24 protein-coding genes, 7 tRNA genes and 2 pseudogenes are annotated in these 23,808 nt (G+C 71.8%); 22 read left to right on the forward strand and 11 right to left on the reverse strand.

The window, feature by feature from the left end:
• The first annotated feature begins 77 nt into the window (after positions 1 to 77).
• Both ACQEV1_RS06370 and ACQEV1_RS06375 read left to right on the forward strand, forming a co-directional pair.
• Positions 78 to 617 carry a dihydrofolate reductase family protein gene (locus ACQEV1_RS06370; protein ID WP_433392280.1) on the forward strand — a complete coding sequence of 180 codons (540 nt, stop codon included), beginning with the start codon at positions 78 to 80 and terminating at the stop codon, positions 615 to 617.
• Between the two features lie 14 nt (positions 618 to 631).
• Positions 632 to 1,174: a dihydrofolate reductase family protein gene (locus ACQEV1_RS06375; protein WP_433392283.1), complete on the forward strand. Its 543-nt coding sequence runs from the start codon at positions 632 to 634 to the stop codon at positions 1,172 to 1,174.
• A gap of 33 nt (positions 1,175 to 1,207) precedes the next feature.
• Here ACQEV1_RS06375 and ACQEV1_RS06380 read toward each other — a convergent pair.
• Positions 1,208 to 2,068 (reverse strand): annotated as a pseudogene (locus ACQEV1_RS06380) (LysR family transcriptional regulator); the annotation flags it as partial.
• Positions 2,069 to 2,176: 108 nt separating this feature from the next.
• Between ACQEV1_RS06380 and ACQEV1_RS06385 the strand changes: the two are divergent.
• A complete protein-coding gene (locus ACQEV1_RS06385; RefSeq protein ID WP_433392286.1) occupies positions 2,177 to 3,109 on the forward strand; it encodes a DMT family transporter in 933 nt (310 codons plus the stop codon).
• Here ACQEV1_RS06385 and ACQEV1_RS06390 read toward each other — a convergent pair.
• Positions 3,104 to 4,525 (reverse strand): PLP-dependent aminotransferase family protein, encoded by a 1,422-nt coding sequence (locus ACQEV1_RS06390; RefSeq protein ID WP_433392289.1) that lies wholly within the window; start codon positions 4,523 to 4,525, stop codon positions 3,104 to 3,106. The genes ACQEV1_RS06385 and ACQEV1_RS06390 overlap by 6 nt on opposite strands.
• Before the next feature lie 47 nt (positions 4,526 to 4,572).
• Here ACQEV1_RS06390 and ACQEV1_RS06395 point away from each other — a divergent pair, with 47 nt between their 5' ends.
• Both ACQEV1_RS06395 and ACQEV1_RS06400 read left to right on the forward strand, forming a co-directional pair.
• Positions 4,573 to 5,772, forward strand: a complete 1,200-nt coding sequence (locus ACQEV1_RS06395) for an MFS transporter (protein ID WP_433392292.1) — start codon at positions 4,573 to 4,575, stop codon at positions 5,770 to 5,772.
• A 30-nt stretch (positions 5,773 to 5,802) separates the two neighbouring features.
• Positions 5,803 to 6,393: a dihydrofolate reductase family protein gene (locus ACQEV1_RS06400; protein ID WP_433392295.1), complete on the forward strand. Its 591-nt coding sequence runs from the start codon at positions 5,803 to 5,805 to the stop codon at positions 6,391 to 6,393.
• A 246-nt stretch (positions 6,394 to 6,639) separates the two neighbouring features.
• On the opposite strand, the gene ACQEV1_RS06405 is transcribed toward ACQEV1_RS06400, so the two are convergent.
• On the reverse strand, positions 6,640 to 7,317 hold the full coding sequence (locus ACQEV1_RS06405) for a hypothetical protein (RefSeq protein ID WP_285631721.1): 678 nt from the start codon (positions 7,315 to 7,317) through the stop codon (positions 6,640 to 6,642).
• 147 nt (positions 7,318 to 7,464) lie between these two features.
• On the opposite strand from ACQEV1_RS06405, the gene ACQEV1_RS06410 reads away from it, so the two are divergent.
• The 3 genes from ACQEV1_RS06410 (at position 7,465) to ACQEV1_RS06420 (ending at position 9,365) form a co-directional block, all read left to right on the forward strand.
• The gene (locus ACQEV1_RS06410) at positions 7,465 to 8,091 is read left to right on the forward strand and encodes a TetR/AcrR family transcriptional regulator (protein ID WP_433392299.1); all 627 of its coding nucleotides are present in this window, start codon (positions 7,465 to 7,467) and stop codon (positions 8,089 to 8,091) included.
• Positions 8,092 to 8,232: 141 nt separating this feature from the next.
• Positions 8,233 to 8,439 carry a hypothetical protein gene (locus ACQEV1_RS06415; RefSeq protein WP_433392301.1) on the forward strand — a complete coding sequence of 69 codons (207 nt, stop codon included), beginning with the start codon at positions 8,233 to 8,235 and terminating at the stop codon, positions 8,437 to 8,439.
• Between the two features lie 146 nt (positions 8,440 to 8,585).
• Entirely contained in the window at positions 8,586 to 9,365 is a 780-nt protein-coding gene (locus ACQEV1_RS06420) for a DUF6585 family protein (protein ID WP_285631727.1), read from the forward strand.
• Here the strand turns inward: ACQEV1_RS06420 and ACQEV1_RS06425 are convergent, their stop codons facing one another.
• Complete coding sequence (locus ACQEV1_RS06425; protein WP_433392303.1) at positions 9,366 to 9,824, reverse strand: hypothetical protein; 459 nt, start codon at positions 9,822 to 9,824, stop codon at positions 9,366 to 9,368.
• A 269-nt stretch (positions 9,825 to 10,093) separates the two neighbouring features.
• Between ACQEV1_RS06425 and ACQEV1_RS06430 the strand changes: the two genes are divergently transcribed.
• Positions 10,094 to 10,792: a suppressor of fused domain protein gene (locus tag ACQEV1_RS06430; protein WP_433392305.1), complete on the forward strand. Its 699-nt coding sequence runs from the start codon at positions 10,094 to 10,096 to the stop codon at positions 10,790 to 10,792.
• Between the two features lie 10 nt (positions 10,793 to 10,802).
• On the opposite strand, the gene ACQEV1_RS06435 is transcribed toward ACQEV1_RS06430, so the two are convergent.
• Positions 10,803 to 11,681, reverse strand: a complete 879-nt coding sequence (locus ACQEV1_RS06435) for an alpha/beta fold hydrolase (RefSeq protein WP_433392307.1) — start codon at positions 11,679 to 11,681, stop codon at positions 10,803 to 10,805.
• A 98-nt stretch (positions 11,682 to 11,779) separates the two neighbouring features.
• Between ACQEV1_RS06435 and ACQEV1_RS06440 the strand changes: the two genes are divergently transcribed.
• The 10 genes and pseudogenes from ACQEV1_RS06440 to ACQEV1_RS06485 all read left to right on the forward strand — a co-directional run bounded on the left by ACQEV1_RS06440 (position 11,780) and on the right by ACQEV1_RS06485 (position 16,031).
• On the forward strand, positions 11,780 to 13,705 hold the full coding sequence (locus ACQEV1_RS06440; RefSeq protein ID WP_433392309.1) for a BTAD domain-containing putative transcriptional regulator: 1,926 nt from the start codon (positions 11,780 to 11,782) through the stop codon (positions 13,703 to 13,705).
• A 320-nt stretch (positions 13,706 to 14,025) separates the two neighbouring features.
• Positions 14,026 to 14,097: transfer RNA gene (locus ACQEV1_RS06445), tRNA-Ala, on the forward strand.
• A gap of 31 nt (positions 14,098 to 14,128) precedes the next feature.
• A tRNA-Pro gene (locus ACQEV1_RS06450) sits at positions 14,129 to 14,202 on the forward strand.
• Positions 14,203 to 14,216: 14 nt separating this feature from the next.
• Positions 14,217 to 14,288: transfer RNA gene (locus ACQEV1_RS06455), tRNA-Gly, on the forward strand.
• 4 nt (positions 14,289 to 14,292) lie between these two features.
• Positions 14,293 to 14,364: transfer RNA gene (locus tag ACQEV1_RS06460), tRNA-Lys, on the forward strand.
• A gap of 4 nt (positions 14,365 to 14,368) precedes the next feature.
• Positions 14,369 to 14,457 (forward strand) — tRNA-Ser (locus tag ACQEV1_RS06465).
• Positions 14,458 to 14,464: 7 nt separating this feature from the next.
• Positions 14,465 to 14,539: transfer RNA gene (locus tag ACQEV1_RS06470), tRNA-Glu, on the forward strand.
• A gap of 5 nt (positions 14,540 to 14,544) precedes the next feature.
• Positions 14,545 to 14,619 (forward strand) — tRNA-Glu (locus tag ACQEV1_RS06475).
• 13 nt (positions 14,620 to 14,632) lie between these two features.
• Positions 14,633 to 14,710 (forward strand): annotated as a pseudogene (locus ACQEV1_RS06480).
• Between the two features lie 94 nt (positions 14,711 to 14,804).
• Positions 14,805 to 16,031, forward strand: coding sequence for a cytochrome P450 family protein (locus ACQEV1_RS06485; protein ID WP_433392311.1), 1,227 nt, complete (start codon positions 14,805 to 14,807; stop codon positions 16,029 to 16,031).
• Here the strand turns inward: ACQEV1_RS06485 and ACQEV1_RS06490 are convergent.
• From ACQEV1_RS06490 to ACQEV1_RS06500, 3 genes are all read right to left on the reverse strand, one after another.
• Positions 15,977 to 16,780: a cytochrome c oxidase assembly protein gene (locus ACQEV1_RS06490; protein ID WP_433392313.1), complete on the reverse strand. Its 804-nt coding sequence runs from the start codon at positions 16,778 to 16,780 to the stop codon at positions 15,977 to 15,979. The genes ACQEV1_RS06485 and ACQEV1_RS06490 overlap by 55 nt on opposite strands.
• On the reverse strand, positions 16,777 to 17,229 hold the full coding sequence (locus ACQEV1_RS06495) for a DUF2243 domain-containing protein (RefSeq protein ID WP_285578252.1): 453 nt from the start codon (positions 17,227 to 17,229) through the stop codon (positions 16,777 to 16,779). The genes ACQEV1_RS06490 and ACQEV1_RS06495 overlap by 4 nt, the downstream gene beginning before the upstream one ends.
• Positions 17,230 to 17,313: 84 nt before the next feature.
• Entirely contained in the window at positions 17,314 to 17,679 is a 366-nt protein-coding gene (locus ACQEV1_RS06500) for a winged helix-turn-helix transcriptional regulator (protein WP_433392315.1), read from the reverse strand.
• Between the two features lie 84 nt (positions 17,680 to 17,763).
• On the opposite strand from ACQEV1_RS06500, the gene ACQEV1_RS06505 reads away from it, so the two are divergent.
• Positions 17,764 to 18,369 carry an NAD(P)-dependent oxidoreductase gene (locus ACQEV1_RS06505; RefSeq protein ID WP_433392317.1) on the forward strand — a complete coding sequence of 202 codons (606 nt, stop codon included), beginning with the start codon at positions 17,764 to 17,766 and terminating at the stop codon, positions 18,367 to 18,369.
• A 50-nt stretch (positions 18,370 to 18,419) separates the two neighbouring features.
• Here the strand turns inward: ACQEV1_RS06505 and ACQEV1_RS06510 are convergent, their stop codons facing one another.
• Positions 18,420 to 19,802 (reverse strand): serine hydrolase, encoded by a 1,383-nt coding sequence (locus ACQEV1_RS06510; protein ID WP_433392319.1) that lies wholly within the window; start codon positions 19,800 to 19,802, stop codon positions 18,420 to 18,422.
• A gap of 180 nt (positions 19,803 to 19,982) precedes the next feature.
• Here ACQEV1_RS06510 and ACQEV1_RS06515 point away from each other — a divergent pair, with 180 nt between their 5' ends.
• Positions 19,983 to 20,906: a hypothetical protein gene (locus ACQEV1_RS06515; RefSeq protein ID WP_433392321.1), complete on the forward strand. Its 924-nt coding sequence runs from the start codon at positions 19,983 to 19,985 to the stop codon at positions 20,904 to 20,906.
• A 10-nt stretch (positions 20,907 to 20,916) separates the two neighbouring features.
• On the opposite strand, the gene ACQEV1_RS06520 is transcribed toward ACQEV1_RS06515, so the two are convergent.
• A complete protein-coding gene (locus ACQEV1_RS06520) occupies positions 20,917 to 21,360 on the reverse strand; it encodes a MarR family winged helix-turn-helix transcriptional regulator (protein WP_285631755.1) in 444 nt (147 codons plus the stop codon).
• Between the two features lie 295 nt (positions 21,361 to 21,655).
• Positions 21,656 to 22,429 carry an aminotransferase class IV family protein gene (locus tag ACQEV1_RS06525; protein ID WP_285631758.1) on the reverse strand — a complete coding sequence of 258 codons (774 nt, stop codon included), beginning with the start codon at positions 22,427 to 22,429 and terminating at the stop codon, positions 21,656 to 21,658.
• A gap of 179 nt (positions 22,430 to 22,608) precedes the next feature.
• On the opposite strand from ACQEV1_RS06525, the gene ACQEV1_RS06530 reads away from it, so the two are divergent.
• Positions 22,609 to 23,676, forward strand: coding sequence for a quinone-dependent dihydroorotate dehydrogenase (locus ACQEV1_RS06530; RefSeq protein ID WP_285631761.1), 1,068 nt, complete (start codon positions 22,609 to 22,611; stop codon positions 23,674 to 23,676).
• Positions 23,677 to 23,808 lie beyond the last annotated feature (132 nt).

Consider the following 23,808-nt stretch of genomic DNA (forward strand, 5'->3'; position numbering starts at 1 on the left):
GCCTAAGGCATCAGCCCAATGTGCCCGGCCGCGATGCCGGACATCCTGGACAGACACTCGAACGAAAGGGACATCTCATGCGTATCCGCACCCACATGGCCGTCAGCGTCGACGGGTACATCGCGTCGCCGGACGGGCTGCCCACCATCCTGACCGCACCGGACTTCGAGTCCGGCCTCTCGCACGGCCTCCCGGAGTTCATCGCCGGCTGCGGCGCGGTGGTCATGGGCCGCAACACCTTCGCGCCGGCCGTCGGGTCCTCGCACTGGCCGTGGCCGAACCTGCGGGTGTTCGTGCTGACCAGCCGGCCGCTCCCGGAAGGGACGCCCGCGGACGTCGTGTCCGCCGCGGACCCGGCCGAGTTGCTCCGCCTCATGCGCGAGGCGGACTTCACCGGCGACGTGCACCTGGTCGGCGGCCAGCAGACCATCCAGGCCTTCCGCGACATCGACGCGCTGGACGAACTCGGCGTGGTCGTCATGCCGATCCTGCTCGGCGACGGCCTGCGGCTCACGCCCGACAAGAGCGCGACCACGCCGCTTCAGCTCACCGGCACCCGTACCTTCCCGGACGGGTCCGTCGAGCACGTCTACACGCCGGTCCGCGGCCAGAACTGACCCGAGGAGAATCCATGCGCAAGGTCGTGCTCTACCACCTGATGTCCCTCGACGGCATCGCCCACCAGCACCAGGAGGGCGACTGGCTCGCCGACGACGGGCCCCAGCTGATCCCCTACCTCGGCAGGATCATCGAGACCCAGGACGACGTCCTGCTGGGCCGCGGGACCTATGACGACTGGGCCGGGTACTGGCCGAAGTCGGACTTCGAGCCCTTCGCGAGCTTCATCAACGGCACCCGCAAGCACGTCGTCACGTCCTCTGCCCTCACTCAGGACTGGGCGAACAGCACTCCGGTCACCACCTCGGTGACCGACTACGTGGCCGAGTTGAAGCAGGGACCCGGCCGCGACATCGGCGTCCACGGGAGCATCAGCCTGGCCCGTACGTTGCTGCGGGCCCGGCTCGTCGACGAACTACGACTGGTCGTCGCCCCCGCGGTGGTCGGACGCGGAAGCCGGGTGTTCGACGGCGACATGCTCCAGCAATGGAGGCTGGACGACCTGGAGCGAGGAAAGAACGGCACCCTTCTCCTCAACTACGGTCGCGCCACCTGAGGCCACCGCGTGGGCCTCGCGGAGGATGCCGGCCAACTGCCCGACGATCTCTCGCGGGTCGGACCTGGTGACGGTGAACACCGTGCGCGTGACCGCGTCCTCGTCGGCGAGGGGGCGTACGGTCACACCACGGTGGGAGACGCCGAGTGCCAGGTCCGGCAGCAGGGCCACTCCCACGCCCGCGGCGACCATGCCCTGGACCGCGGTGTAGTCGTCGGTGGGAAAGGACAGTGCCACCCGCGGGTCGAAGCCGCGGCCCCGGCACGCCGCGAGGATCAGAGCCGCGTCCGGGCACTCGGGGCCGCCGCCGATGACCCAGGGCCGGTCGGCGAGATCGTTGAGACGCACGGCGGTCGCGGCGGCGAGCGGATCGTGACGTGGCAGCACGACACGCAGCGGATCGTCGAAGAGCACGTCGGTGCACAGGTCCGCGGCGGGCTCCTGGCCGACCGTGAGCGCCAGGTCGGCGTGCCAGGAGCGGACGGCGCCGATCGCCTCGGCCGGGAGCTCGGCGAGCGACAACACCGGCTCGACGCCCGGATGACGGGTCCGCAGCAGGCTGATGACGGCGGGCACGAGCGTGTAGGCGGCGCTGGCGAACGTCGCGATCCGTACCCGGCCGGCCCGCCCGTCGGCGACCGCTCGCACCTCGGCCTCTGCCAGGTCGAGCTCGTCGATGATCGTCTCGGCGCGGCGTACGAGCGCCCGGCCGGCCTCGGTGAACCGGACACGGCGCCGATCGCGCTCGACGAGCCGGACGCCGAGCTCCTGCTCGAGCGCCGCGACATGCTGGGACACGGCCGGCTGGCTGTAGGAGAGGGCCCGAGCCGCAGCGGAGAACGACCCCTGGGCCGCCACGGCCAGGAGCACGCGTAGGCGTCGCACATCCAACATAAGAGTTGCTTATCAAAAGCGCCCGGATCTGTCATGAATCCATATACAGGTCGCGGGTACCCCCGCAAGAACCGGTGACCGATCGGTACGACGAGGGGGCCTCTCACCATGGACGGCACGGTCCGGAAACGCCTCGGTGTCACGCGGACGGGGGAACGACACGGGCGATTCGCCGAAGTGCCGGCGCGCCGTCCCGCCGTGGGAATGGCCCTCGGCGCCCTCAGCGTGTCCGTCTCCCCGGTCGTGATCGACCTGTCCGGCACCTCGCCCGGAACCGCGTCGTTCTACCGCTGCCTGCCCGCCCTCCCCGTACTGGCCGTGCTGGCGCGCCGGGAGCGCCGTCGTACGGCGGCGCGAGTCCGAGGCCGGTGGCTGCCGGCGTTGGCCGGCGTTCTCTTCGCCGGCGACATGCTGCTCTGGACCCAGGCGATCGCCGACGTCGGCGCCGGCCTGTCGACCGTGCTCGTCAACGTCCAGGTCGTGCTGGTCCCGCTGCTCGCGTGGATCATCGATCGCGAGCGGGTGACCGCGGCCTTCGCGCTGGCACTGCCGATCCTGATCGCCGGGGTGGTGCTCACCGCCGGCCTGGCCGACGGCGCCTCCACCGGCCGCGCGCCGGGTACGGGTGCGGCGCTCGCGGTGCTCGCGGCGCTCTGTTACGCGGGCTTCCTCTTCCTGCTGCGGCGCGGCGACGGCAGGCTGCCCATCGGGGCCTATCGCGACGTCACGGCGGCCGCGGCTCTCGCCTCGCTCGTCGGCGGGGCGTTCTGGCAGGGCGTGGACCTGGCGCCGGGCTGGGCGGCGTTCGGGTGGCTCCTGGTGGCCTCGCTGACCAGCCAGATCGTCGGCTGGCTGCTGGTGGCCCTGTGCTCGCCCCGGCTGCCGAGCCACGTCGGCGCGAGCATCCTGCTGCTCACCCCGGCGGGGGCCGTGGCGATGGCCGCCATCTTCCTGAACGAACGGCCATCGCCGCTCCAGCTCCTGGGATGCGTCCTCATCCTCATCGGGGCCTATGTGGTGAGCGCGCGTCGCCGCTCATGAGTCAGGCCCCAGCAGGTCGGCGACGGCGGCGATGCCCGCCTCGATGGCGCGCTTCCCGGTGTCGCCGAAGCCGAGGACGAGCTGCGGTGGGGCCGTACCACCGGAGTGCCGGAGCGCCGCCATGCCGTACAGCCCCACGCCGCGGCGGCGAGCCTCCTCGATCAGGGCGTTCTCGTCGGTGCCGGCGGGCAGGTGGAGCACGGCGTGGAAGCCGGCCGCGAGTCCGGTGACGCGCAGGCCGGGGGCGTGGCGGGAGAGGGCGTCGATGAGGGTCACGCGCCGCGTCGCGTACTCGGCGCGCATGCGTCGCAGGTGCCGGTCGTAGCGGCCCGACTCGATGAGGGTCGCCAGCGCCAGCTGGTCCAGGCCCGGGCTGCCGCGGTCGGCGAGGCGCTTGCCCTCGGCCAGTGCGCCGAGGAGCCTCGGAGGCGCGACGATCCAGCCCAGGCGCAGCGCCGGCGCGAGCGACTTGCTCACGGTTCCGAGGGAGATGACGCAGTCGGGCGCGAGCCCTTGGAGCGAGCCGACCGGGTCGCGGTCATAACGGAACTCCGCGTCGTAGTCGTCCTCGATGATGACTCCGCCGCACCGGCGGGCCCATGCGATCATCTCCTGCCGGCGGTGCCCGGCGAGGACGACGCCGGTCGGCCACTGGTGGGCCGGCGTCACGAGTACCGCGCGTGCCCCGCTGCGTTCGAGCGCCGCGACGTCGATGCCGTCCTCGTCGACCGCGACCGGTACGGCGGTCATGCCGGCGGCGGCCGCCAGCCGTGGCGTCGACGTGCCGGGTCCGGGGTTCTCGAAGGCGACCGTGCCGATGCCGTCGGCGGCGAGAGCCTGGAGCACCAGCCCGAGCGCCTGCGCCATGCCGGCGCAGATGACGAGCCGATCGCCGGTGGCCGCGACGGCTCGTACCCGCCGCAGATAGGCGGCGAGCACGTCCCGCAGGCTTGGTTCGCCGAGCGGGTCGCCGTAGTCGAAGGCGGAGTTCGGGCTCGTCCTGCAGACCTCGCGGATCGCCCACGCCCAGTCCTCCCGTGGCATCAGGCCGAGGTCGGGCACGCCGGACCGGAAGTCGGCGATCGCGTGCCGTGGCCGCGTCACCGGGGGAGACGGCGCGGGCGGGGCGTCCGTACGAGGCGCGGTGGCGGCGGCCACCCGTGTCGCCGAGCCGGCGCGGCTGGTGAGGTACCCCTCGGCCTGCAGCTGCGCGTAACAGTCCTGGACGAGCCCACGGGACAGCCGCAGGGTGCGGGAGAGCTCGCGGGAGGAGGGCAGGCGTTCGTCGCTCGCCAGCCGCCCGCCGCGGATCGCGTCGCGCAGCTGGTTCTCCAGCTGGGTGCGCAACCCGACGGCGCTGTCCCGGTCGATGGTGATCAGCAATTCCGGGCCCGAACCGGCCCACTCCACGGCCATGGAACTGGACCTTACTAGTGACCCGGTTGCCCCGTAGCGTCCTGGACATGGCAATCGACACCCTCCCCGCGGCGACCGCCCCGACCACGACCGTGGCCCCGCCGAAACTGGTCTCCCGCGCTCTTCTGCTCCGCTTCGTGTCGGTCATCGGCTCGACGATCGGGTTCTATCTGCCGCTGTCGGTGATGCCGATGTTCGCCGACCAGTCCGGCTCCGCCGGCGGCGCCGGGCTGGCGACGGTCACCCTGTTGCTCGCCACCGTGGCCTGTGAACTGGTGACGCCACGTCTCGTCGGTCGCGTCGGCTACCGCTGGGCGCTGGCGCTGGGGCTGGTACTTCTCGGTGCGCCCACCGCCGTCCTGATGGTGTCCGGCGATCCGGCAGTGATTCTCGCCGTCAGCGCGGTGCGCGGTGCGGGTTTTGCGATCTGCGTGGTGGCCGGCGGTGCCATCACGGCCGCGCTGATTCCCGCCGACCGGCGCGGTGAGGGACTGGCTCTCGTCGGCATCGTCTCTGGGATTCCTGGACTGCTCGCGTTGCCGGCCGGCGTGTGGGCGGCGACCCGTTTCGGCTTCACGCCGGTGTTCGTCGTCACGACCGTGGCGCCTCTGCTCGCGCTGGTGTCCGTACCGGGACTGCCCCGCCGCGCGGCTTCCGCGCCCCGCCATGCGGCTTCCGCACCTCGCCGGGGGGTCCTCGGCGGCCTGCGCAACCCGGCGCTCGCGCGTCCGGCGACGATCTTCGCGGCCTCGACCGCCGCGGTCGGGGTGCTCGTCACCTTCCTCCCGCTCGCCACCCGCGGCCAGGCGACCTGGGTGGCCACGGCCGCGCTGTTCATCCAGCCCGCGTCATCCACGGTGAGCCGCTGGATCGCCGGCCGGATCGGCGACCGGCGCGGCCAGGCATGCCTTCTGGCGCCGGGGCTGATCCTGGCCGCCGCGGGCATGGCCGCCTTCATCTGCACGAGCATGCCCGCGGCGGTGCTCGCCGGAGCGCTCGTGTTCGGCATCGGCTTCGGCGTGCTGCAGAACGCGACACTGACGCTGATGTACACCCGTGTCCCCGCTGGGGAAGAGGGCGCGGTGAGCGCGATCTGGAACGCCGCGTACGACCTCGGCATGGCCGCCGGTGCGTTCGGCGCGGGCCTGACCGTCACCCACCTCGGCTACCCGACCACCTTCGCCCTGACCGCGGCCGTGTTGCTCCCGGCCCTCGCCCTCGTGCGACGCGACCGGACATCCCGCTGAACCGGCCACCACAGCCCGAGGAGAGACACCGTGCGCACCCTGTTCCTGAACATGACCATGTCCCTGGACGGCTACGTCGCCGGCCCGAACGGCGAACTCGACTGGATGACCACCGCGCACGACGCGGAACTCACCGCCGACATCGTCGCGCAACTGCGGCGAGCCGACGAGGGGTTCATCGGCTATCCGACCGCCGAGCCGATGATCCATTACTGGGCGAGCGTCGCCCAGGACCCCAAAGCCTCTCATGCCTCCCGCGACATCGCTGAGGCCGTCGCAACGATGCACACCTTTGCCGTCTCACGGTCACCAGAACAACTCGGCGTCCCGAACGCAGAGGTTCTGGTCGCATCCGACGACGCGGCGTTGACCGCCGCGGTAGCCGAGATCAAGAAACGCCCCGGCCGCGATCTTGGACTGCCTGGCGGTGTGCGCACCGCCCGGACCTTCGCGCGGCTCGACCTGATCGACGAGTACGTCTTCCTCGTCGAGCCGGTCGCGCTCGGCGCCGGACAACGACTGTTCACCACGCACACCCCCCTCACGCCGGTCGCCACCAAGTCCTACCGATGCGGAATCACCCGGCTCGTCTACCGGCCCATCCGACCGGCGACCCGCTGAACCGCGGTGACACCCGACGGGTCGTGCGCACTGGTCACCGCCGGGTATCCGTACCACGTCACGACGCATGGCCGGGATTTCGGCGCCGACCCTTCCTCACCGCTCAAGCTCCTGGCCCCGGGCCCGGCGGCCGCCTGTACGCGGTGTCGGAGAACGTCCACGGCGAATCCCCGGCCCTCCACGTGCTGAGCACGCGGTAGGCCGGGGCATGCCGGCCTCGCACGATGCGCGAGGCCGGATGGCCGGTCAGCGGGTGAAGACCTCGCGTGCATGCGCGGGGGCGGTGGTGGTGGTGTCGGTTTTGGCGCGGAGGGTGGCGATGGCCGTGGCGAGGAGCCACAGCATGAACAGTCCGCCCATGGTGGCGGTGGTGCCCCAGCCGTTGGCGGCGTAGAAGTTGGCCGGGTCGTTGCCGAAGTAGATCGAGGGCACGAACGCCAGGTTGATCGCGGCGAGCAGCAGACCCGACCACGCCGTCCACCGGGGCAGGCTCCGGGCCCGGAGCACGGTGGCCGCGAACGCGATGAGGAACAGCGCCTCGATCAGGCGGGTGATGGTGCCGTAGAGCAGGTACGTTCCGCTGACGGCGATGGTCGGGTCGATCGGTTCGGCCGACTGGATGACCGCGCCGGTCTCCAGCCCGTTGGAGACGAACTCGACCGTCACCCACATGAGCCCCGCGGCCGCCGCCAGCGTGGCCATCGGCTCGACGCGGGGATCGCGGCGGGTGAGCATCGGGCGCAGGTAGACCATGAACACGGCGAGGAAGGTCAGCCCGACCAGCCCGAACAGGCTGCGGGTCAGGACGTTGGCGTCGGGCGGGGGTCCGTCGTAGACGAAGTAGAGCGGGACCTCGACCAGGGTCAGTAGGGCGGCGACAAGGCCGGCGCCGCCGGCGATGCGTCGTACGGTGCTGTCGTTCATCGCTGATCGCTTCCGTTTCGGGATGGGTGGGTGGACGAACCGGCGGCGCGGACCGCTGGCATGCGTCCGGACGGAATTAATGAAACGCTTGGAGCGTTAGCGGTCATGCTAGACGCATGTCGCCCACTAATGCAACGGGAGTTTTATTTGTCTGCGGAACGTCCAGCCCCCGGCACCCTCCGCCCGCGTGGCCGCACCGAACGGGTCCGGCAGGCGGTGATCGCGGCGACGCGCGCGGTGTTGGTCGAGGTCGGGTACGAGGGCCTGAGCATCGAACGGGTGGCCGACAAGGCCGGTGTCGCGAAGAGCACGGTGTACCGGCGATGGCGTGACACGGCCGGGCTGCTGATGGAACTGCTCAACGAGTTCGTCGCCGCCGAGATCCCCCTCGCCGACACCGGTACGGTCGACGAGGACCTCCGCCGGCTCGCCGTGCAGATCTCGCGGTTCTTCACCGACCACGTCGCGGGGTCGCTGGTGCTGGCGCTGATCGCCGAGTCGGTGCACAACGCGCCGGCCGCGGAAGGGCTGCGCGAGTTCTGGACCCGCCGCAACACGCAGGCCGCCGAGATCGTTCACCGCGCCATCGCCCGCGGCGAACTGCCCGAGGCAACCGATCCGGTCGAGGTCATCCGGATGATCGGAGCGCCGCTGTACTACCGGCTGCTGGTGACCCACGAGCCGTTCGACGAGACCGTCGCCGAACGCGCCGCGGCCGCGGCCCTGGCCGCCGCCCGTGCCGGCGCACTCGACCAGCCGTCGCGTACGGCGTGAAAAGGGGTTGGGTTGGGCGGGGCGGCGGGCTGCATTCCGTGCATTTCACCGCGGAGACATCGTCGGACGGTGTCGTCGAGCGCGACTTCGCCGTGGGTGAGGTCACCGGCGCTCTCTGGTCGCCCGCCTCCGGTGCCGGGCGTGCCCCCTGGTGCTGACGGGGGCATGGCGGCGGCCGGCACAGGAAGGCGCCGGCGGTGGTCGGGCGCGCGGCGCATCATCGACCACTGCGGTTTCAACGTCGCGACCATCGACGCGCCCGGGCACGGTGGCCGGCCGCGTACCGCGCACGACGAGAAGGAGATCGCGACACCTCGGCCGGGCCGCCACATCATCCGCCTGACCTGAACCGGTGTCGGCGACCGCCCCCCCGCCGGTCGCCGACACCGAGCCGGAGTACGGCGGGTGTTCACCCGTGGCTTGCCCGGCTCAGGCATACAGACAATATTGTCTCGATGAACGGAACCGTGCGGCTTATCGAGTGAGAGCAGGCCATGGAAGCAGAAGACGTCTCCGCGAGGATCAGTGAGGCTGCTCATCGGGCGCGACTCGGTGGCCACCGGGCGACCTATCCGGCGACGCTGATGCCCAAGGGCCGGTTGACGGTGGGCGGCGTGGTGGCGGGTGTCGCACTGGTGCTGGCACTGATCGGCCTGGCCACGGGAGTCGTCTTCCTTACGATCCTGGGCCTGATCTTCGCGGTCGTCTTCGGCTTCCAGTTCGGGCGTATCGCACTGCTGAACCAGAAGAAGGAAGGCCAGCGACTCCTGCTCTTCGAGCATGGCCTGGTCTGCGTCGGCGTCGGAGGGCGGATCCACGTACGGCGGTGGGACTCGACCACCGTCTACCAGAACACGGTCCGGCACTACCGCAACGGCGGCTACGTCCGCACCACCTACTCGTACCGGCTCATCGACCCCGCCGGCGAAACTCTGGGGCTCGCCGGCGGGTTCCACCGGCCCGAAGAATGGGGCAAGGCCATCCAGCAGGCCGTGACCGACGCTCAGCTCCCGCGCGCGGTCGCCACGATCCAGTCCGGAGGCACACTGTCGTTCGGCGACATCTCCCTCAACCGGGAGACAGTGTCGGCCTCGGGGAAGTCCGTCCCGTGGCGGCGGATCCAGGAGATCAAGGTCAAGGACGGCCAGGTGTCCCTGCGCGTCGAGGGCAAGTGGCTGTCGCTGACCCGCACCATGGTGCGGTCGATCCCCAACTTCTTCGTCTTCTACGCCCTGGCCGAGCGCTTGCGCCTGTCCGCCGCCCGTACGAACTAATCAGGCGCAGTGCGACCAGCCCGAACCCCACTCGTAGGAGTTCCCGTAGCCTCCCATCCACCAGACGCACGTTCCGGCAGCGTTGAGCTTTACCGGACCGGCGTAGGTCGAGTAGTAACCTACGTCCTGGACCTCTTTCCCGTCGCTTTGCCGCTGGATGCTGGCGTACACGCTGGTGGTGTTCGGGCTGTCCTTCCAGGTGACCACGCAGTTGGTGGTGCCGTTGTAGAGCAGGTAAATGACGGCCGGGCCCAGATCATGCTTGTCGATGACGTGATACGAGCCGCCACCGCATGCCGCGATCGGTGACGAGGCCGCCATTGCCGGATCGTTCACCGAGAGCGGTACGGCGAGCGCGACCGCTGCACTGACCGACAGCGCCACCTTCTTGACGACTTTATGCATTATTTCCTTTCTTGGTGCCCCGGGGCCGCTGATGCCGGTGTTGTTGATCAGCACGTCGAGGTGCTCGGAACTTGTCTCCGACACCAAAGACGAGACAGCCCGGCCATCTGTGACATGTGGGCAGAGAAACGGCCAGAAAAGATCGTTTGGCCGCGTCATCTGGGACGAATCCCTCCCAGGCCAGGCCGGTGCAGACGGAGCCGCGCCACTCGGCGCTCGACGAGGCACGGTTCGCGGCTGTTCGGATAGGACAGGATCTCCATCGTCCCCCTCACGGCCCCTGATCCTGCCACCGTCGGAGGGTTCCTCTAGGCTCACCCGCCATGGAACCCTCCGAGACGCCGACCGGCAGCGGGCTGTTCCGGTACGCGGCGCGGGAGCGTGAGTGGGAACCCGCCGCGCCCACCGACCCGGACACCGCGGAGGCCGTCAAGCGGCACATCCAGCGGCACTTCGGGGAGATCGCGTTCGTGTGGCACGAGTTCATCTCCGACCTCGTCCACATCGACGTGCACGTGGTGGAACCGAGCCCCGAGCGGCCGTACTACACCCTCATCACCTCCGGGATGAGCGATCTGCCCATGACGGTCCCGGAGGGCGTCGGCCCGTACGCCGAGCTTCTCATCTGCCTGCCCCCGGACTGGCCGCTGAGCGCGGACGCCCTGAACGACGAGAAGGCGTACTGGCCCGTCCGGCTCCTGAAGACGGTCGCGCGCCTGCCGCACGAGTACGACACCTGGATCGGGGTCTGGCACTCGGTGCCCAACGGCGATCCGGCCGAACCGTACGCCGACGGCACCCCGTTCGCCGGTGTCCTCGTCGCGCCGATGGTCGACCACCCCGAGGAGGCGCACACCGTCATCACCGCCGAGGGAAAGCAGATCTCGCTGCTCGCCCTCGTACCGCTGCATCCCGCCGAGATCGACCTGAAGGTGACCGAGGGCACCAGGGCGCTTCTCGACGCGTTCGACCGGATCACGGTGAACGAGGTGTTCGACCCGGCCCGGCCGAGCAGCGCGTGAGCACGGGCGTCTAAGCGGCGACCAGCGCGCGCAAGGCCCCGGCGACCTCGGCGGGGGCCTCCTCGGCCATGAAGTGGCCGTACTTCACCGACGAATGCCGCAGGTCGGTGGCCCAGGTGCGCCAGAGGGCGGCCGCGTCGAAGCCCAGGGCCGCGCCCCAGTCCTGCTGGAGGACGGTGACCGGCATCTCCAGCCGCCGCCCGGCCTCGCGGTCGGCCGTGTCGTGCCGTACGTCGATGCCGGCGGAGGCGCGGTAGTCGGCGACGATCGAGACCACGGACTCACGGCAGGCGTCCAGGTACGCGGCGCGGACGTCGGCGGGGATCGCCGTACGGTCGAGGGCCCAGATGTCGAGGAAGTGGCCGAAGAACGCGTCCGCGCTCGCGGCGATCATCTGCTCCGGCAGGCCCGGCGGCTGGGCCATCAGGTACAGGTGGAAGCCCACCGCGGCCGTCGTGCCGTGCATGACCTCCCACATGTCCAGGGTCGGCAGGACGTCCAGGCAGGCCAGGTGGGAGACCGCGTCGGGATGGTCCAGGCCGGCGCGGAACGCGACCAGGGCGCCCCGGTCGTGCCCGGCGAGCGCGAAGCGTTCGTGTCCGAGGGCCCGGGCCAGGGCGACGACGTCGGCGGCCATCGTGCGCTTCGCGTACGTGGTCTCGTCGTCTTCGGCCGGCTTGTCGCTCGCCCCGTACCCGCGCAGGTCGGGGCAGATCACCGTGTGGTCCGCGGCGAGGTCGGCGGCGACGTGCCGCCACATCAGGTGGGTCTGCGGAAAGCCGTGCAGCAGCACGATCGGGCTGCCGGTGCCGCCGACGGCCGTGTTCAGGGACACGCCGTCGGCGACGGGGACGCGCCGGTAGTCGAAGCCGGGGATGACAGGCGGCATGGTGCCGTCCTTTCCGTACGGTGGAGGAACGAGACACCAGGCAGCCTGCCGGGCGCGAATGAGCATCCGGTCAGCGCGACGGAAGAGGGGACGGGCGGGTGCGGTTCGGGGTGCTGGGGCCGGTGGCGGCGTGGGACGCCGACGGGACCGCGGTCGACCTGAAGGGGCCGCGGCACCGCGCGGTACTGGCCCGGCTGATCATCGCTCGCCGCCGCGTCGTCCCGGTGTCCGGCCTGGTCGACGACCTGTGGATCGACCCGCCCGACGGTGCGGTGAGCGCCGTACGGACCTTCGTCGGGGCGCTGCGCCGCGCGCTGGAGCCGGGACGGCCGCCTCGGGCGCCGGCCCGGCTGCTCGTCACCGAGGGGCCCGGGTACGCGCTGCGGACCGACGACGTGGACGCCTGGCGCTTCGAGCGGGGCGTCGCCGCGAAGGGTCCGCCCGAGGAGGCGCTCGCCCGGCTGACCGAGGCCCTGACGTGGTGGCGCGGGCCCGCGTACGCCGAGTTCACCGACCAGGACTGGGCCCGGGCGGAGCGGACCCGGCTCACGGAACTGCGGCTGCACGCGGTCGAGCGTCAGGCGGAGGCGCGGCTCGCCCTCGGCGCCGCGGGCGAGGCGGTGCCCGACCTGGACGCGCACGTGGCCGGGCATCCGTGGCGCGAGGAGGGCTGGCGGCTGCTCGCCCTCGCCCTGTACCGGACCGGCCGCCAGGCGGACGCGCTCGCGGTGCTGCGCCGGGCGCGCGCGACCCTGGCCGGCGGGCTCGGGCTGGACCCGGGCCCCGGCCTGCGTCGGCTCGAGGCCGAGATCCTCGCCCAGGATCCGCGCCTGGACGCGCCGGTGACCACGGCGGCCCGGCTGTGGACGGACGCCACCGCCGCCTACGACCGTACGGTCGGCGCGGGCGCCCGCGCCCGGATCGAGTCCACGGTCGGCCTGCTGCGGAACCTCGCGGTGACCGGAGGCGGCGGCCTGGAGGCGGCGCGGACGCACCGCATGACGGCGATCGCCGCGGCGGAGGAGTTCGGCGATCCGGAACTGACCGCGCGGGTGATCGGCGCGTACGACGTCCCGGCGATCTGGACGCGCAGCGACGACCCGCGGCAGGCCGCGGAGATCGTCGCGGCGGCCGAGCGTACGCTCGCCGCCCTGCCGGCGGACGCGCCGGCGGCGCGTGCCCGCCTGCTGGCCACCGTCGCGCTGGAGATGCGCGGCACCCGCTCCCCGCGTGGACCGGCGGCCGCGCGCGAGGCGGAGGACCTCGCTCGCCGCCTGGACGATCCGGCGCTGCTGGCGTTCGCGCTCAACGGCAGGTTCATGCAGTCCTGTACGCGGGCGGGGCTCGCCCGGAGGCGGGACGCGATCGGCGTCGAGCTGGTGGAACTGGCCGCGCGGCGCGGGCTGGTGACGTACGAGGTGCTCGGGCACCTGATCCGCATCCAGGCGCGCGCCGCCCTGGCCGACTTCGCGACGGCCGATGAGCACGCGTCCACCGTGGACCGCCTGGCCGCGCGGCACGAGCTCCCGCTCGTCGGCGTGTTCACGCAGTGGTACGCGGCGCTGCGGCTGGCCGCCGAGGGCCGGCCGTCGGCCGAGGACGCCTACCGCGCCGCCGCCGTACGGCTGGACGACGCGGGGATGCCCGGCGTCGAGCGGGGGCTGCTGCCGATGGCGCTGCTGTGCCTGCGGCTCGGTCCGGAGGCCGAGGTCGACCCCGACGCGGACTGGGGGCCGTACCGGCCGTGGGTCGAGCCCCTCGTCCTGCTGCGGTCGGGCCGCCGAGCCGAGGCCGGTACGGCGCTGCGCGCGCTCGCCGAACCTCCCGCGGACCTGACGTACGAGGCGCTGTGCTGCGTGGAGGCGGAGGCCGCGCTCGAACTCGGCGACCGGGTGGTGCTGGAGCGGGTTGAGGCGCGTCTCCGGCCGGCCGCCGGCGAACTCGCGGGCGCGGGCACGGGCCTGTTCACCGCCGGTCCCGTCGACCGCCGGCTCGACGCGATCTCGGCCGCGCTGCGCGGCTGAGGGAAAACGTCGGGAAAATAAGGTTGCCTTTCCCGGGCGAGTCCTTACGATAGAGACCAGAAAGCGCGAACGAGAAAGGAGCACACGATGACGTACGAACCCGGCGCCGAGGCGGCCAAGTGTCCGTGTGCTTCTCCGAGTGGCTCCAGTGAGCCCGAACGAACCTCTGGATAGCGACGTTCAGTCCCTGATCCAGAGGCCGCCGGAGGAGACATCCCCAGCGGCCTTTTCTTATCGCTTCATGCCCTCATGCGGGTCCGGAAATTGACAACTCCACAGTGGAGAACATCGGCTCGTGAGACATCCGCTCACGAGCACTTGGGCCGATGGTGAAACGGAATCATGCCTCGCTTGCACCGAGGAGTTCCTGGGTTCGAATCCCGGTTGGTCCACGAGTCGCCGTCATCGCGCGGCGACACACCACGGGACGTGGCCCAGCCTGGCAGGGCGCCGCTTTCGGGTAGCGGAGATCGCAGGTTCGAATCCTGCCGTTCCGACGTGTCGATGACATGCCGTACAAGCCGAACGGGTGAGGCACCTGCCTTCCAAGCAGGGGAATCGGGTTCGAGTCCCGAGTACGGTTCTGGACGCCGTAAGCATAACGGGTGATGCACCGGGTTCTTACCCCGGGGAACAGAGTTCAATTCTCTGACGGCGTACTTCGGAGAGGTGCCAGAGTCAGGTTTATCGGGCACTCCTGCTAAGGGTGTGAGGACACCGTGCCTCCGTGGGTTCGAATCCCACCCTCTCCGCTTTCCTGCCCCGTTGGTCGACGCAGGTGAAGACGCCGGACTCTCAATCCGGAGATCGCGGGTTCGATTCCCGCACGGGGTACGCCTGGCGCAGTAGGCAAATCGGGTACAGCCGCCGGACCTTCATTCCGGTGCTTGCGGATTCGAGTCCCGTCTGCGCTGCGTTGGACACCAGGGCGCGGTTCTCGCCGGCTGCGGGCGGCGGCTTGCAACACCGACCGATCTCCGGGTTCGACTCCCGGCCGCGTCTCCAGAGAAGGGCCGATGTTCTCCGCTGTGGAGCGGTCCTCGCGAGTAGCCTCGACGGCAGCGGGGTCCACGGACCCGGTCGTGCCGAGGAGGGCATGGTGAACACCTCTTCCGTCCCGCCGTACCGGCTGAACCCGGCCGGCGGCAGTCCGCACGCCGACAACGCGCGGCTGCTCGCGCGCGGGGCCGTCGCACCGGTCGTGCTCCCCGGAGACGTCGAGGGCGTGGCGGTGCTCGGGCACGAGGCGCTGAAGGAGTTCCTCTCCCGCGCCGACGTCGCCAAGGACGCCCGGCACTTCGCGGCGCTACGCGACGGGCGGATCCCGGCCGGCTGGCCCCTGCTGACCTTCGCCACGGTGCCGGGCATGACGACGGCCGACGGCGCCGACCACCGCCGGCTGCGCTCCCTGGTCAGCAAGGCGTTCACCGCCCGGCGGGTCGAGCTCCTGCGTCCACGGGTCGAGGAGATGACCGCCGGCCTGCTCGACGGGCTTGAGCGCGCCGCCGACGGCGGAGTCGTCGACCTGATCCGGCACTTCGCGCTGCCGCTGCCGATCGGGGTCATCGGCGAGCTGCTCGGGATCGACGACGCCTACCGCGACACCCTGCACCGGCTGTCCGACCGGGTGGTGGCCACGAACGCCGGCCCGGAGGAGGTCTTAGCCGCCAACCGGGAGATGGTGGCCCTCCTGGGCACGGTCGCCGCGGCCCGCGCGGAGCGGCCCGGCGACGACCTCACCAGCGCGCTGATCGCCACCCGCGACGAGGACGGCGACCGGCTCAGCCAGGAGGAGCTCATCGGCACCCTGCTCCTGATGGTCGTCGCCGGGCACGAGACCACGCTGTCCCTGATCGCCAACGCGGTCCGCGCCCTGTGCGCCCACCGCGACCAGCTCGACCTGGTCCTGAACGGCGAGGCCGGCTGGGCGGACGCGGTCGAGGAGACCCTGCGCTGGGACGCGCCGGTCAGCTTCTTCCCCTTCCGCTATCCCGTCCGCGACCTGACGGTCGACGGCACGGTGATCCCGCAGGGCACCCCCGTACTGGCGGGCTACTCGGCCGCGGGACGCGACCCGGCGGCGCACGGGCCGGACGCCGACCGCTTCGACGTGACCCGGCCCCGCCGGTCCGACGCCGCGCGGCATCTCTCGCTGGGACACGGCGCGCACTTCTGCCTCGGCGCGCCGCTGGCCCGCATGGAGGCCACCATCGCGCTGGAGCGGCTGTTCACCCGCTTCCCCGGCCTGGAGGTGGCCGCGACGGAGCTCTCCTACCGCTCCACCTTCGTGGACAACGGCGTGCGTGCCCTGCCCGTACGGCTGTGAGGCCTCCCGCCGGACGGCCGGGCGGGGCGGCGCAGGGCCCGGCCGCCGGCCGCGTACCAGCGCAGGGCGATCACCACGGCCAGCGCGATCTCGGCGGCGTCGCCGCCGTAGTACATCACCTCCGCGCCGGTGTGCGGGTCGGGCGCGGAGAACCCCGGGGGCGGCGTCACCCACAGGGACTTGGCCAGTACGGCGTGCGCGGCGCCCGCGAGCACGAGCGTCGCGCCGCGCAGCGCGATCGAGTACCGGTGCCGCAGCGGCTCGACCTGGCAGACGGCGACGGTGAAGAGCACTCCGGCGAGCAGGACGTGCAGGTGGACCAGGGCATGCGCCCACGGACGCTCGTGGGTTGCCGCGAACAGGGGCGTTCGGTACAGGATCCACAGGCCGCCCACGTCCAGCGCCGCCGCGACCGGCGGGAAGACCAGGAACGCGGCGGCCCGCGACCGCGCCGTCCCGAGCAGGCCACGGCGTACGCGGCCGGGTGGCAGGGCGCGCAGCGCGAGCGTGATCGGCCGGCCCAGCACCAGGAGCAGCGGCGCGTACATCCCCAGGATGAGGTGCTGCACCATGTGGGCGGTGAACGCCCCGCCCGGCAGCGGCGCGGCCACCGCGACGGCGGCTCCGCACGCGCCGACGCCGAAGGACAGGGCACGCCACGGCGACCAGGCGTCACCGCGACGCCGCAGGCGTAGCGCGCCGGCGATGTAGAGGGCGACGGCCGCGAGCGCCGCCGCGTACGCGGTCACCGGCGTCGCCCCTCCCGGCGGAGCACCCACGCGCCGACGAGCAGCAGGATCACCGCGATGACGTTCCAGGACCAGTCGTACGGCGCGATCTCGACGTGGTAGCGGATCTGGTGCAACCGCAGGATCTTGTGCTGGATCGTGCCGTCGTAGAGCTGGAAGGCGCCGGCGCCCAGCAGGACGCCTCCGGCGAGCGCCCGTCCCGACAGTCCCGAACGGCGCACGAGATCGGCCACCATGATCAGGCCGATCACCGTGGCGAACCAGCCGAACGCGTGGAAGAGCCCGTCGGAGACCAGCCCGACGGCCGGAGTGGACCGGTCGTAGAAGTGGTGCCAGTGCAGCAGCTGGTGGAAGACCGTCTCATCGAGGAACGCCGCGACTCCGACCCCGATCAGTACGCCCGCCCAGATCGAGCGGCCGGGCGAGAGGGCGGACTCCTCGGACGCCATCGACCTCACCTGCCTGTTCGCGTGGAAGGTGCGTCCCTGCGCGGCCCTACCCGTGTTCCACCGTGGCCATGCGCCGACGGATGATCAGGCCCGGAGAGACTCCTCGCGGGCGGCCATGACCTTGCCGACGTTCGCCTCGGCCCAGTCGGTGATGGCCTGGATGGGGGTCTGCAGGGACATGCCGAGCGCGGTCAGGGTGTACTCCACGCGCGGCGGGACCTCCGCGAACACCTCGCGGGTGACCAGGCCGTCGTGTTCCATCGCGCGCAGGGTCTGGGTGAGGACCTTCGGGGTCACGCCGTTGACCTTGCGGCGCAGCTCGGTGAACCGCCGCGGCCCGTCGCGCAGTGTCAGCAGGATCAGCACGGTCCACCGGTCGCCGATGCGGTCGAGCACCAGCCGCGTGGGGCAGTCGGGGTCGAAGGCGTCTCCCTGCTCAATGGTTTCCACTAGATATCAATAGCACGTTGAAGTAACCGATATCCAATGGATACCGTCACGTCCCTGATGAAGAACGTCCAGGAAGGCGACACCATGAGGATTCTGCTGATCGGCGCCACCGGCATGATCGGGAGCCGGATCGCGACCGAGGCGCGCGGACGGGGGCACACGGTCACGGGCGTCACGCGCAGCGGCGCCGACGGCACCACGGCCGGAGACGCCAGTGACGCTTCGGCGGTGGCCGCGCTCGCCGCGGGCCATGACGCGGTCGTGCTCGCGATCACGCCGGGCGAGGACGGGATGCTCGGCACCGGACGCGCGGTGTTCGAGGCGCTGCGCACCGCGGGCGTCCGCCGGCTGGTCGTCGTCGGGGGAGCGGGCAGTCTGGAGGTCGCGCCGGGCGCACGGCTCGTGGACGCCCCCGACTTCCCGCCCGCCTGGAAGGAGGGGGCGCTGGCCCAGGCCGCGCTGCTGGACCTGCTGCGCGAGGAGGCCGGCGACCTCGACTGGACCTATGTCTCTCCGGCGGCCGAGATCGCGCCCGGCGAGCGTACGGGGAACCACCGCCGGGGCGGCGACGAGCTGCTCACCGACGCCGAGGGCCGGAGCCGGATCAGCGCCGAGGACTACGCGGACGGTCTCGTGACCGAGCTGGAGAAGGGCGAGGCGATCAGGCGCCGCATCACCTTCGCGTACTGAGGAGACGTACGGCGGTCCGGCGGCTCCGAGGCCGCCGGACCGCCGCTGTCTCAGTGACGCGCTGCTTCGAACTGATCGATGATCTTGCCGAGCTGGGCGAACTTCTCCGTGTAGGCGACCGGGTGCGCGCCCGGGGCCGTCGGCGGACGGTTCGGGTCCTGGTACTGGTCGCCGAGGTTGGAGAACATCGCGATGATGTAGGTCCGACCGCCCCTGCCCGGCAGGGCCTTCACGATGCCCGCGTCCGAGGCCGAGTTGCCCACCAGGCCGGTCTTGTGCGAGTACGTCACCTGGGCGGCCAGGTCGCACGGCCGCACGTCATGGGCGTACGCGTCGCCGCCGACCGTGGTCGTGCCGTCGGCCGCGATCCAGCGCGACGCGGTGAGCTGGGGGATGCCCGGCGCCGGGTAGTCCGCGCCGCACCAGCTCGTGGTGGACAGCACGTCGTTGTAGCCCTGCTGGAACAGCTCGCTCTTGAAGAACCGCCGCGAGGACGGGCTCAGGGCGGCGGCGGTGACCGGCGTGCCGTTCGGCGTGGTCCACAGCCGGCCCGGCGAGCCATTGATGATCATGAGGAGCTTGGCGGTGTCCAGCGAGGTCATGGTGACCGGGTTGGACCAGTGCCCGCCGTTCGCCGGGTTGGTCTCCTTCAGCTGCATCGTCTCCAGGCCCAGGTCCTGGAACGTCTGGTTGAGCCCGTCGACCGCGTCGTGGTCCCAGAGCAGCTTGACCAGTGCGCACGACGCGGCGTTGGAGGACCAGGTGATCGAGGCGTCGATGTAGTCGCGGATCGTGTCGCTCGTGGCGTCACCGCAGAGCGAGCTGAGCGACGTCGGCTGGTAGGCGTAGGTGTCGTCGAGCTTGACCGTGCCCTGGTCGACGAGCCGGAGGACCCCGAAGACGACCATCAGCTTCAGCACCGACGCGGGATAGGGCTCCATGAAGTCGAGCGGGGCGTTCTCCCGGCCGGGGACGATGTCGATGGTGCCCTGGGCGTGGTTGGTGTACCACCCGGCGTCGTCCCATTGGCGCCAGCGAACGGCGTCGGAGTGGTAATTCCCGTCCACCGGAACGACGATTCCGTGCGGATACTGCGGGCTCATCAGCACGGTGCCGGAGGAAACGGGCCGGCCGTGCGCGTCCAGTTCGATGACGGTCGTGTCGATCTGCGGCTGCTGGACGATCGGCTGCGGATCCGACGCGAGTGCGGCGAAACGCTTCGCGCGCTGCTGGGGCGTTGTCGCGTCCTTGTCCACCGACTGTGCCGTCATGGCACGGGCCTGCGCCGACGCGGTCGGCGGCGCGAGGTCGAGGACCTGCTCGAAGTGCAGCCGGTCCATGGTCTGCCGCAGTTTCTGGGCGATGCCACGGCCGGAGTGGTCCGGTCGTTCGGCGGCCTGCGCCGGCTCGATGAGGGTACCCAGCAATGCCATCGCCGCCGCCATGCCGACGAAAGCGCGGGTACCGATTCCCCTGATTTTCACAGCGTGGATTCTCCATGGTCATCGCCGTCGCCGCCGAGCCGGAGTGATCCCGGCGGGCGGTCGCGGACGTGATACCGGTGCGGGCCCGTCTCTCTGGACGGCGTCCGCGACGGCACGGAAGGAGACGGCATGACGGATGAGCGGGTGGCGGAGCCGCCGGACGAAGCGGGAACGACGGCGGGCGGAGGAAGGCCCCTGCGGGTCTCGCCGATCATCGTGCTCGACGGGCCGCCGGACGCCGTCGACGAGGTCGCCGGGCCCTCGCCCGCCCGCCGGCGGCGTACGGGGATGGCGCTGCTCACGGCGACGGGCATCGCCGTCCTCGCGGCGGCGCCGTTCGCGGTGGTTTCGCCCACGGAGCGGGTGCTCGGCGACTCCGTGGCCTCGTCGGCGAAGGCACGGCCGCACGGCCCGGTGACCGAGCGGACCGCGGAGAGGCCGGCCGTGCCGGCGCCCGCGCCGACCTGGCAGCCGCGGTCCTCCTCGCCGCCGCCGTCCCTTCCTCCGGTGCCGAAGGCGAAGATCCCCTCGCCGAGCCCGTCGGAGCGATCGGCGCCACCGCGCACGTCGCCGAGGACGAGACCGCGGACGGACTCCCGTACGACGCCCGGCCCGGGGTCCTCCGCGAACGCCGCCGTGCGTCGCGCCCTCGCACCGAAGCCGAAGGACACGGCCGCGCCCCGGCGGTCGGCGAGCACGGGGAAACGGGCGGCCGCCGAGGGGCAGACGCGGGTCGTGCACGGGACGTACGTGCTGTATCCCGGCGACGAGATCCGTACGAACCGGCTCCGCCTGTCCCTGACCTCGGGCGGCGACCTGGTCCTGCGCGACCGGAACGACGAGCGGGTCTGGTCGAGCGGCACCCACGCGTCCGGCACCCATGCCGTCTTCCAGGCGGACGGCAACTTCGTGCTGTACGGCGGCGACCAGCGGACGCTGTGGAGTTCGCGCACCGACGGACACGACGGCGCGGTGCTCGTCCTTCAGGCCGACGGCGACCTGACGATCGTCCAGGACGGCAGAGTCCTCTGGGCGACCGGCACCGGAACCTGAGCGACGCCCGTCATCCGGCCGGCTCGGCCTCACCGGCGAGGCGGCCGGCGATCCGTACGAGCATGGCCCGCTCGGCCTCCCCGAGCCGGTCGATCAGGTGCTCGCGCACGGCGGCGGCGTGCACGGGCCGCGCCCGCGCCAGCAGCTCACGGCCGTCCGCGGTGAGCACGACGATCACGCCGGCCGGCCCCTTCTCACGCCGGACGATCCCTCGCGCCGCCATCCGCGTCAGCTGGTGGGACATGCGGCTCTTCGCCCAGCCCATCGCGTCGGCCAGCGCCTGCTGCCCGAGCCGGCCGCCGCCCAGCTCCTCCAGCCGGGACAGGAGACCGTACTCCGAGCCCGACAGCCCGGTGACGGCCGTCAACTCCGCGCCGACGCGGCGGGTGACCTCGTGTCCCAGGGTCTTACACGCCTGCCACACCTGAAGTTCGCCGGTGCTGAGCGGGTCCATGTGACCCAGGCTAGATGTCATGACAACCTTCTGCCCGCGCGCCGCCCTGGACACAGGTCATCTGACGGCGCCGCGGAAAACCCGGCCGTGGACGGGAACAAACGCATCCGCCCCTCTTGTTACACTCGACGTGGCCGGTGCGTTCGGTGTCCCCCGGGCCTAACCATCGCCTTCACGGAATACCGTTCGGCTGGAGCCGTGTTGTGCATTTCGCCGTGAGGCGACCCGCGCACCGGTGCCAACGTGGGAGACCCCGCCAGATTCCTGGCGGGGTCTTCGCGTCGGTGGGGTCACCTCAGATGACGTCCCACGGCACGGACTCGTACGTCCGCCGCACCGTCTTCATGAACCCCTCGTCGACCGGCAGCCGCAGGTCGTCCACGCGATCGACCGCCGCCACCCCGCGGGAGTTGGTGACGAACACCGAGGCGTACGACGGCAGGTCGTCCACCCGCACCGGGCCGCGCCGCGACGGCACGCCCTCGCCGGGCAGGTCGCGTTCGAGCAGCAGCATGGTGACGCCGTCCAGGGCCGGCGCGTCGGGCCACACCACCGACGTGCCGTCATAGCAGCCCAGATTGGTGATCGCGCCCTCGGAGACGACGCCGCCCGGCCCGACGAGCAGCGCTTCGTCGAAGCCCGTACGCCGCGCGACGCGGCCGTAGTAGCTCTGCCCGAACCCGCCGAGGTGCTTCACGTGCGCGACGGGCCGCTGGTACGGCGCGGTCCGCAGACTCTGCGGCGAGCGCGGAGTGTCGGCCGGCGGGCGCACGGAGACCAGGAGGGACGGCTCGGCGGCACCCTCCGGCCAGAACCCGGTGACCCGTACGGACGCGTCGCGGGTCTCGCCGAGCGCGTGACGGATGCGCGAGCGCACCAGCGCCGGATCCAGCCCGTCGCCGAACAACTCCCGCTGCGCCGCGTCGAGCCGGGCCAGGTGGAGGTCCAGCCCGCGCGTCCGGCCCTCGCGGACCTGCATCGCGGTGAAGTGCCCGTAGTTCCCGAGCGCGAAGTGCCCCAGCTCGGCCGCTGTCGCGGGATGACCGTCGATCTCGATCCGCGGACTCACGGCCTCCACGCTAGCGCGGTGAGTCGCCGGGTGGCGCGGACATGGCCCGCCTCGGCGCGCGATCTCGTGTGCGTGACCAGCCGAACGAGAGTGGGCCGCCGACGTCGCGGTCCCGGTGGGTGCGCTCCGGGCACGGCCGCCGTCACCCCGGATCGGCGTCACTGGGAGAATCAGGGCCGATGTACCGACTGATCTTCGCCCTCATCCTGCGCCGCCTGCCCGCCGAGACCGTGCACCGGCTGAGCTTCCGCGGCCTGCGCCTCCTCGCCGTCGTACCCGGCGTACTCGCGCTGGTCCGCCGCCGGTACGGGCCGCGCGACCCCGTCCTGCGCGTCCGCGCGCTCGGTCTGGACTTCCCCAGCCCGCTCGGCCTGGCCGCCGGGTTCGACAAGGACGCCGAGGCGTACGAGGCGCTGGGCGCGTTCGGGTTCGGGTTCGTGGAGATCGGCACGGTCACGGCGCGGGCACAGCCCGGCAACCCCCGCCCGCGGCTGTTCCGCCTGCCGAAGGACCGGGCGCTGATCAACCGGATGGGCTTCAACAACGACGGCGCGCGGGCCGCCGCGGACCGGCTCAAGGGCCGGCGCCGGTCCGTCGTCGGGGTCAACATCGGCAAGACCAAGGTCGTCCCGGAGGCCGAGGCCGCCGCCGACTACGTCGAGAGCACCGAACGGCTGGCCGCGCTCGCCGACTACCTCGTCGTCAACGTCAGCTCGCCCAACACCCCCGGCCTGCGGAACCTCCAGGCCGTCGAGCACCTGCGGCCCCTCCTGGAGCAGGTACGGCAGGCCGCGCGGCGCACCACGCCCCGGCACGTGCCGCTGCTGGTGAAGATCGCACCCGACCTCGCGGACGCCGACGTCGACGCCGTCGCCGACCTGGCCCTCGACCTCGGTCTCGACGGCGTCATCGCGACCAACACCACGATCTCCCGTACGGGCCTGACCGACGCGCACGCCGACGAGACGGGCGGGCTGTCGGGCGCGCCACTCAGGGAGCGCTCGCTGGAGGTGCTGCGGCGCCTGCGCGAGCGCGCCGGCGACCGGCTCGTGCTGATCTCGGTCGGCGGCATCGAGACGGCCGACGACGCCTGGGAACGCCTCCAGGCCGGCGCGACCCTGGTCCAGGCCTACACGGGCCTGATCTACGGCGGACCGTCCTGGCCCCGCCGGATCAACCGCGACCTCGCCGCGCGGCTCCGCGCGGAGGACCGTACGACGATGCCGGAGGGCGGACCTCGGCCGTGACCTCGCCGGAGGGTGGCCGTCGGTCGTGACCCCGTCGGAGGGGGCCTCGGCCATGGCTCCGCCGGAGGGCGGACCTCGGCCATGACTCGGTCGACAGGTGGTCAAGTGTCTTGAGGCCCCGGTCGCGGGACA

It is taken from the genome of Actinoallomurus sp. CA-142502, assembly GCF_050936355.1.
GTDB classification, from domain to species: Bacteria; Actinomycetota; Actinomycetes; order Streptosporangiales; family Streptosporangiaceae; genus Actinoallomurus; species Actinoallomurus iriomotensis.

Excerpts from the sequence above, each read along its gene's own strand:
- ACQEV1_RS06370 (WP_433392280.1), top strand. The coding sequence starts at position 78 with ATGCGTATCCGCACCCACATGGCCGTCAGCGTCGACGGGTACATCGCG.
- ACQEV1_RS06375 (WP_433392283.1), top strand. The coding sequence starts at position 632 with ATGCGCAAGGTCGTGCTCTACCACCTGATGTCCCTCGACGGCATCGCC.
- ACQEV1_RS06385 (WP_433392286.1), top strand. The coding sequence starts at position 2,177 with ATGGACGGCACGGTCCGGAAACGCCTCGGTGTCACGCGGACGGGGGAA.
- ACQEV1_RS06390 (WP_433392289.1), bottom strand. The coding sequence starts at position 4,525 with ATGGCCGTGGAGTGGGCCGGTTCGGGCCCGGAATTGCTGATCACCATC.
- ACQEV1_RS06395 (WP_433392292.1), top strand. The coding sequence starts at position 4,573 with ATGGCAATCGACACCCTCCCCGCGGCGACCGCCCCGACCACGACCGTG.
- ACQEV1_RS06405 (WP_285631721.1), bottom strand. The coding sequence starts at position 7,317 with ATGAACGACAGCACCGTACGACGCATCGCCGGCGGCGCCGGCCTTGTC.
- ACQEV1_RS06420 (WP_285631727.1), top strand. The coding sequence starts at position 8,586 with ATGGAAGCAGAAGACGTCTCCGCGAGGATCAGTGAGGCTGCTCATCGG.
- ACQEV1_RS06430 (WP_433392305.1), top strand. The coding sequence starts at position 10,094 with ATGGAACCCTCCGAGACGCCGACCGGCAGCGGGCTGTTCCGGTACGCG.
- ACQEV1_RS06435 (WP_433392307.1), bottom strand. The coding sequence starts at position 11,681 with ATGCCGCCTGTCATCCCCGGCTTCGACTACCGGCGCGTCCCCGTCGCC.
- ACQEV1_RS06495 (WP_285578252.1), bottom strand. The coding sequence starts at position 17,229 with ATGGCGTCCGAGGAGTCCGCCCTCTCGCCCGGCCGCTCGATCTGGGCG.
- ACQEV1_RS06505 (WP_433392317.1), top strand. The coding sequence starts at position 17,764 with ATGAGGATTCTGCTGATCGGCGCCACCGGCATGATCGGGAGCCGGATC.
- ACQEV1_RS06510 (WP_433392319.1), bottom strand. The coding sequence starts at position 19,802 with ATGGCATTGCTGGGTACCCTCATCGAGCCGGCGCAGGCCGCCGAACGA.
- ACQEV1_RS06515 (WP_433392321.1), top strand. The coding sequence starts at position 19,983 with ATGACGGATGAGCGGGTGGCGGAGCCGCCGGACGAAGCGGGAACGACG.
- ACQEV1_RS06520 (WP_285631755.1), bottom strand. The coding sequence starts at position 21,360 with ATGGACCCGCTCAGCACCGGCGAACTTCAGGTGTGGCAGGCGTGTAAG.
- ACQEV1_RS06530 (WP_285631761.1), top strand. The coding sequence starts at position 22,609 with ATGTACCGACTGATCTTCGCCCTCATCCTGCGCCGCCTGCCCGCCGAG.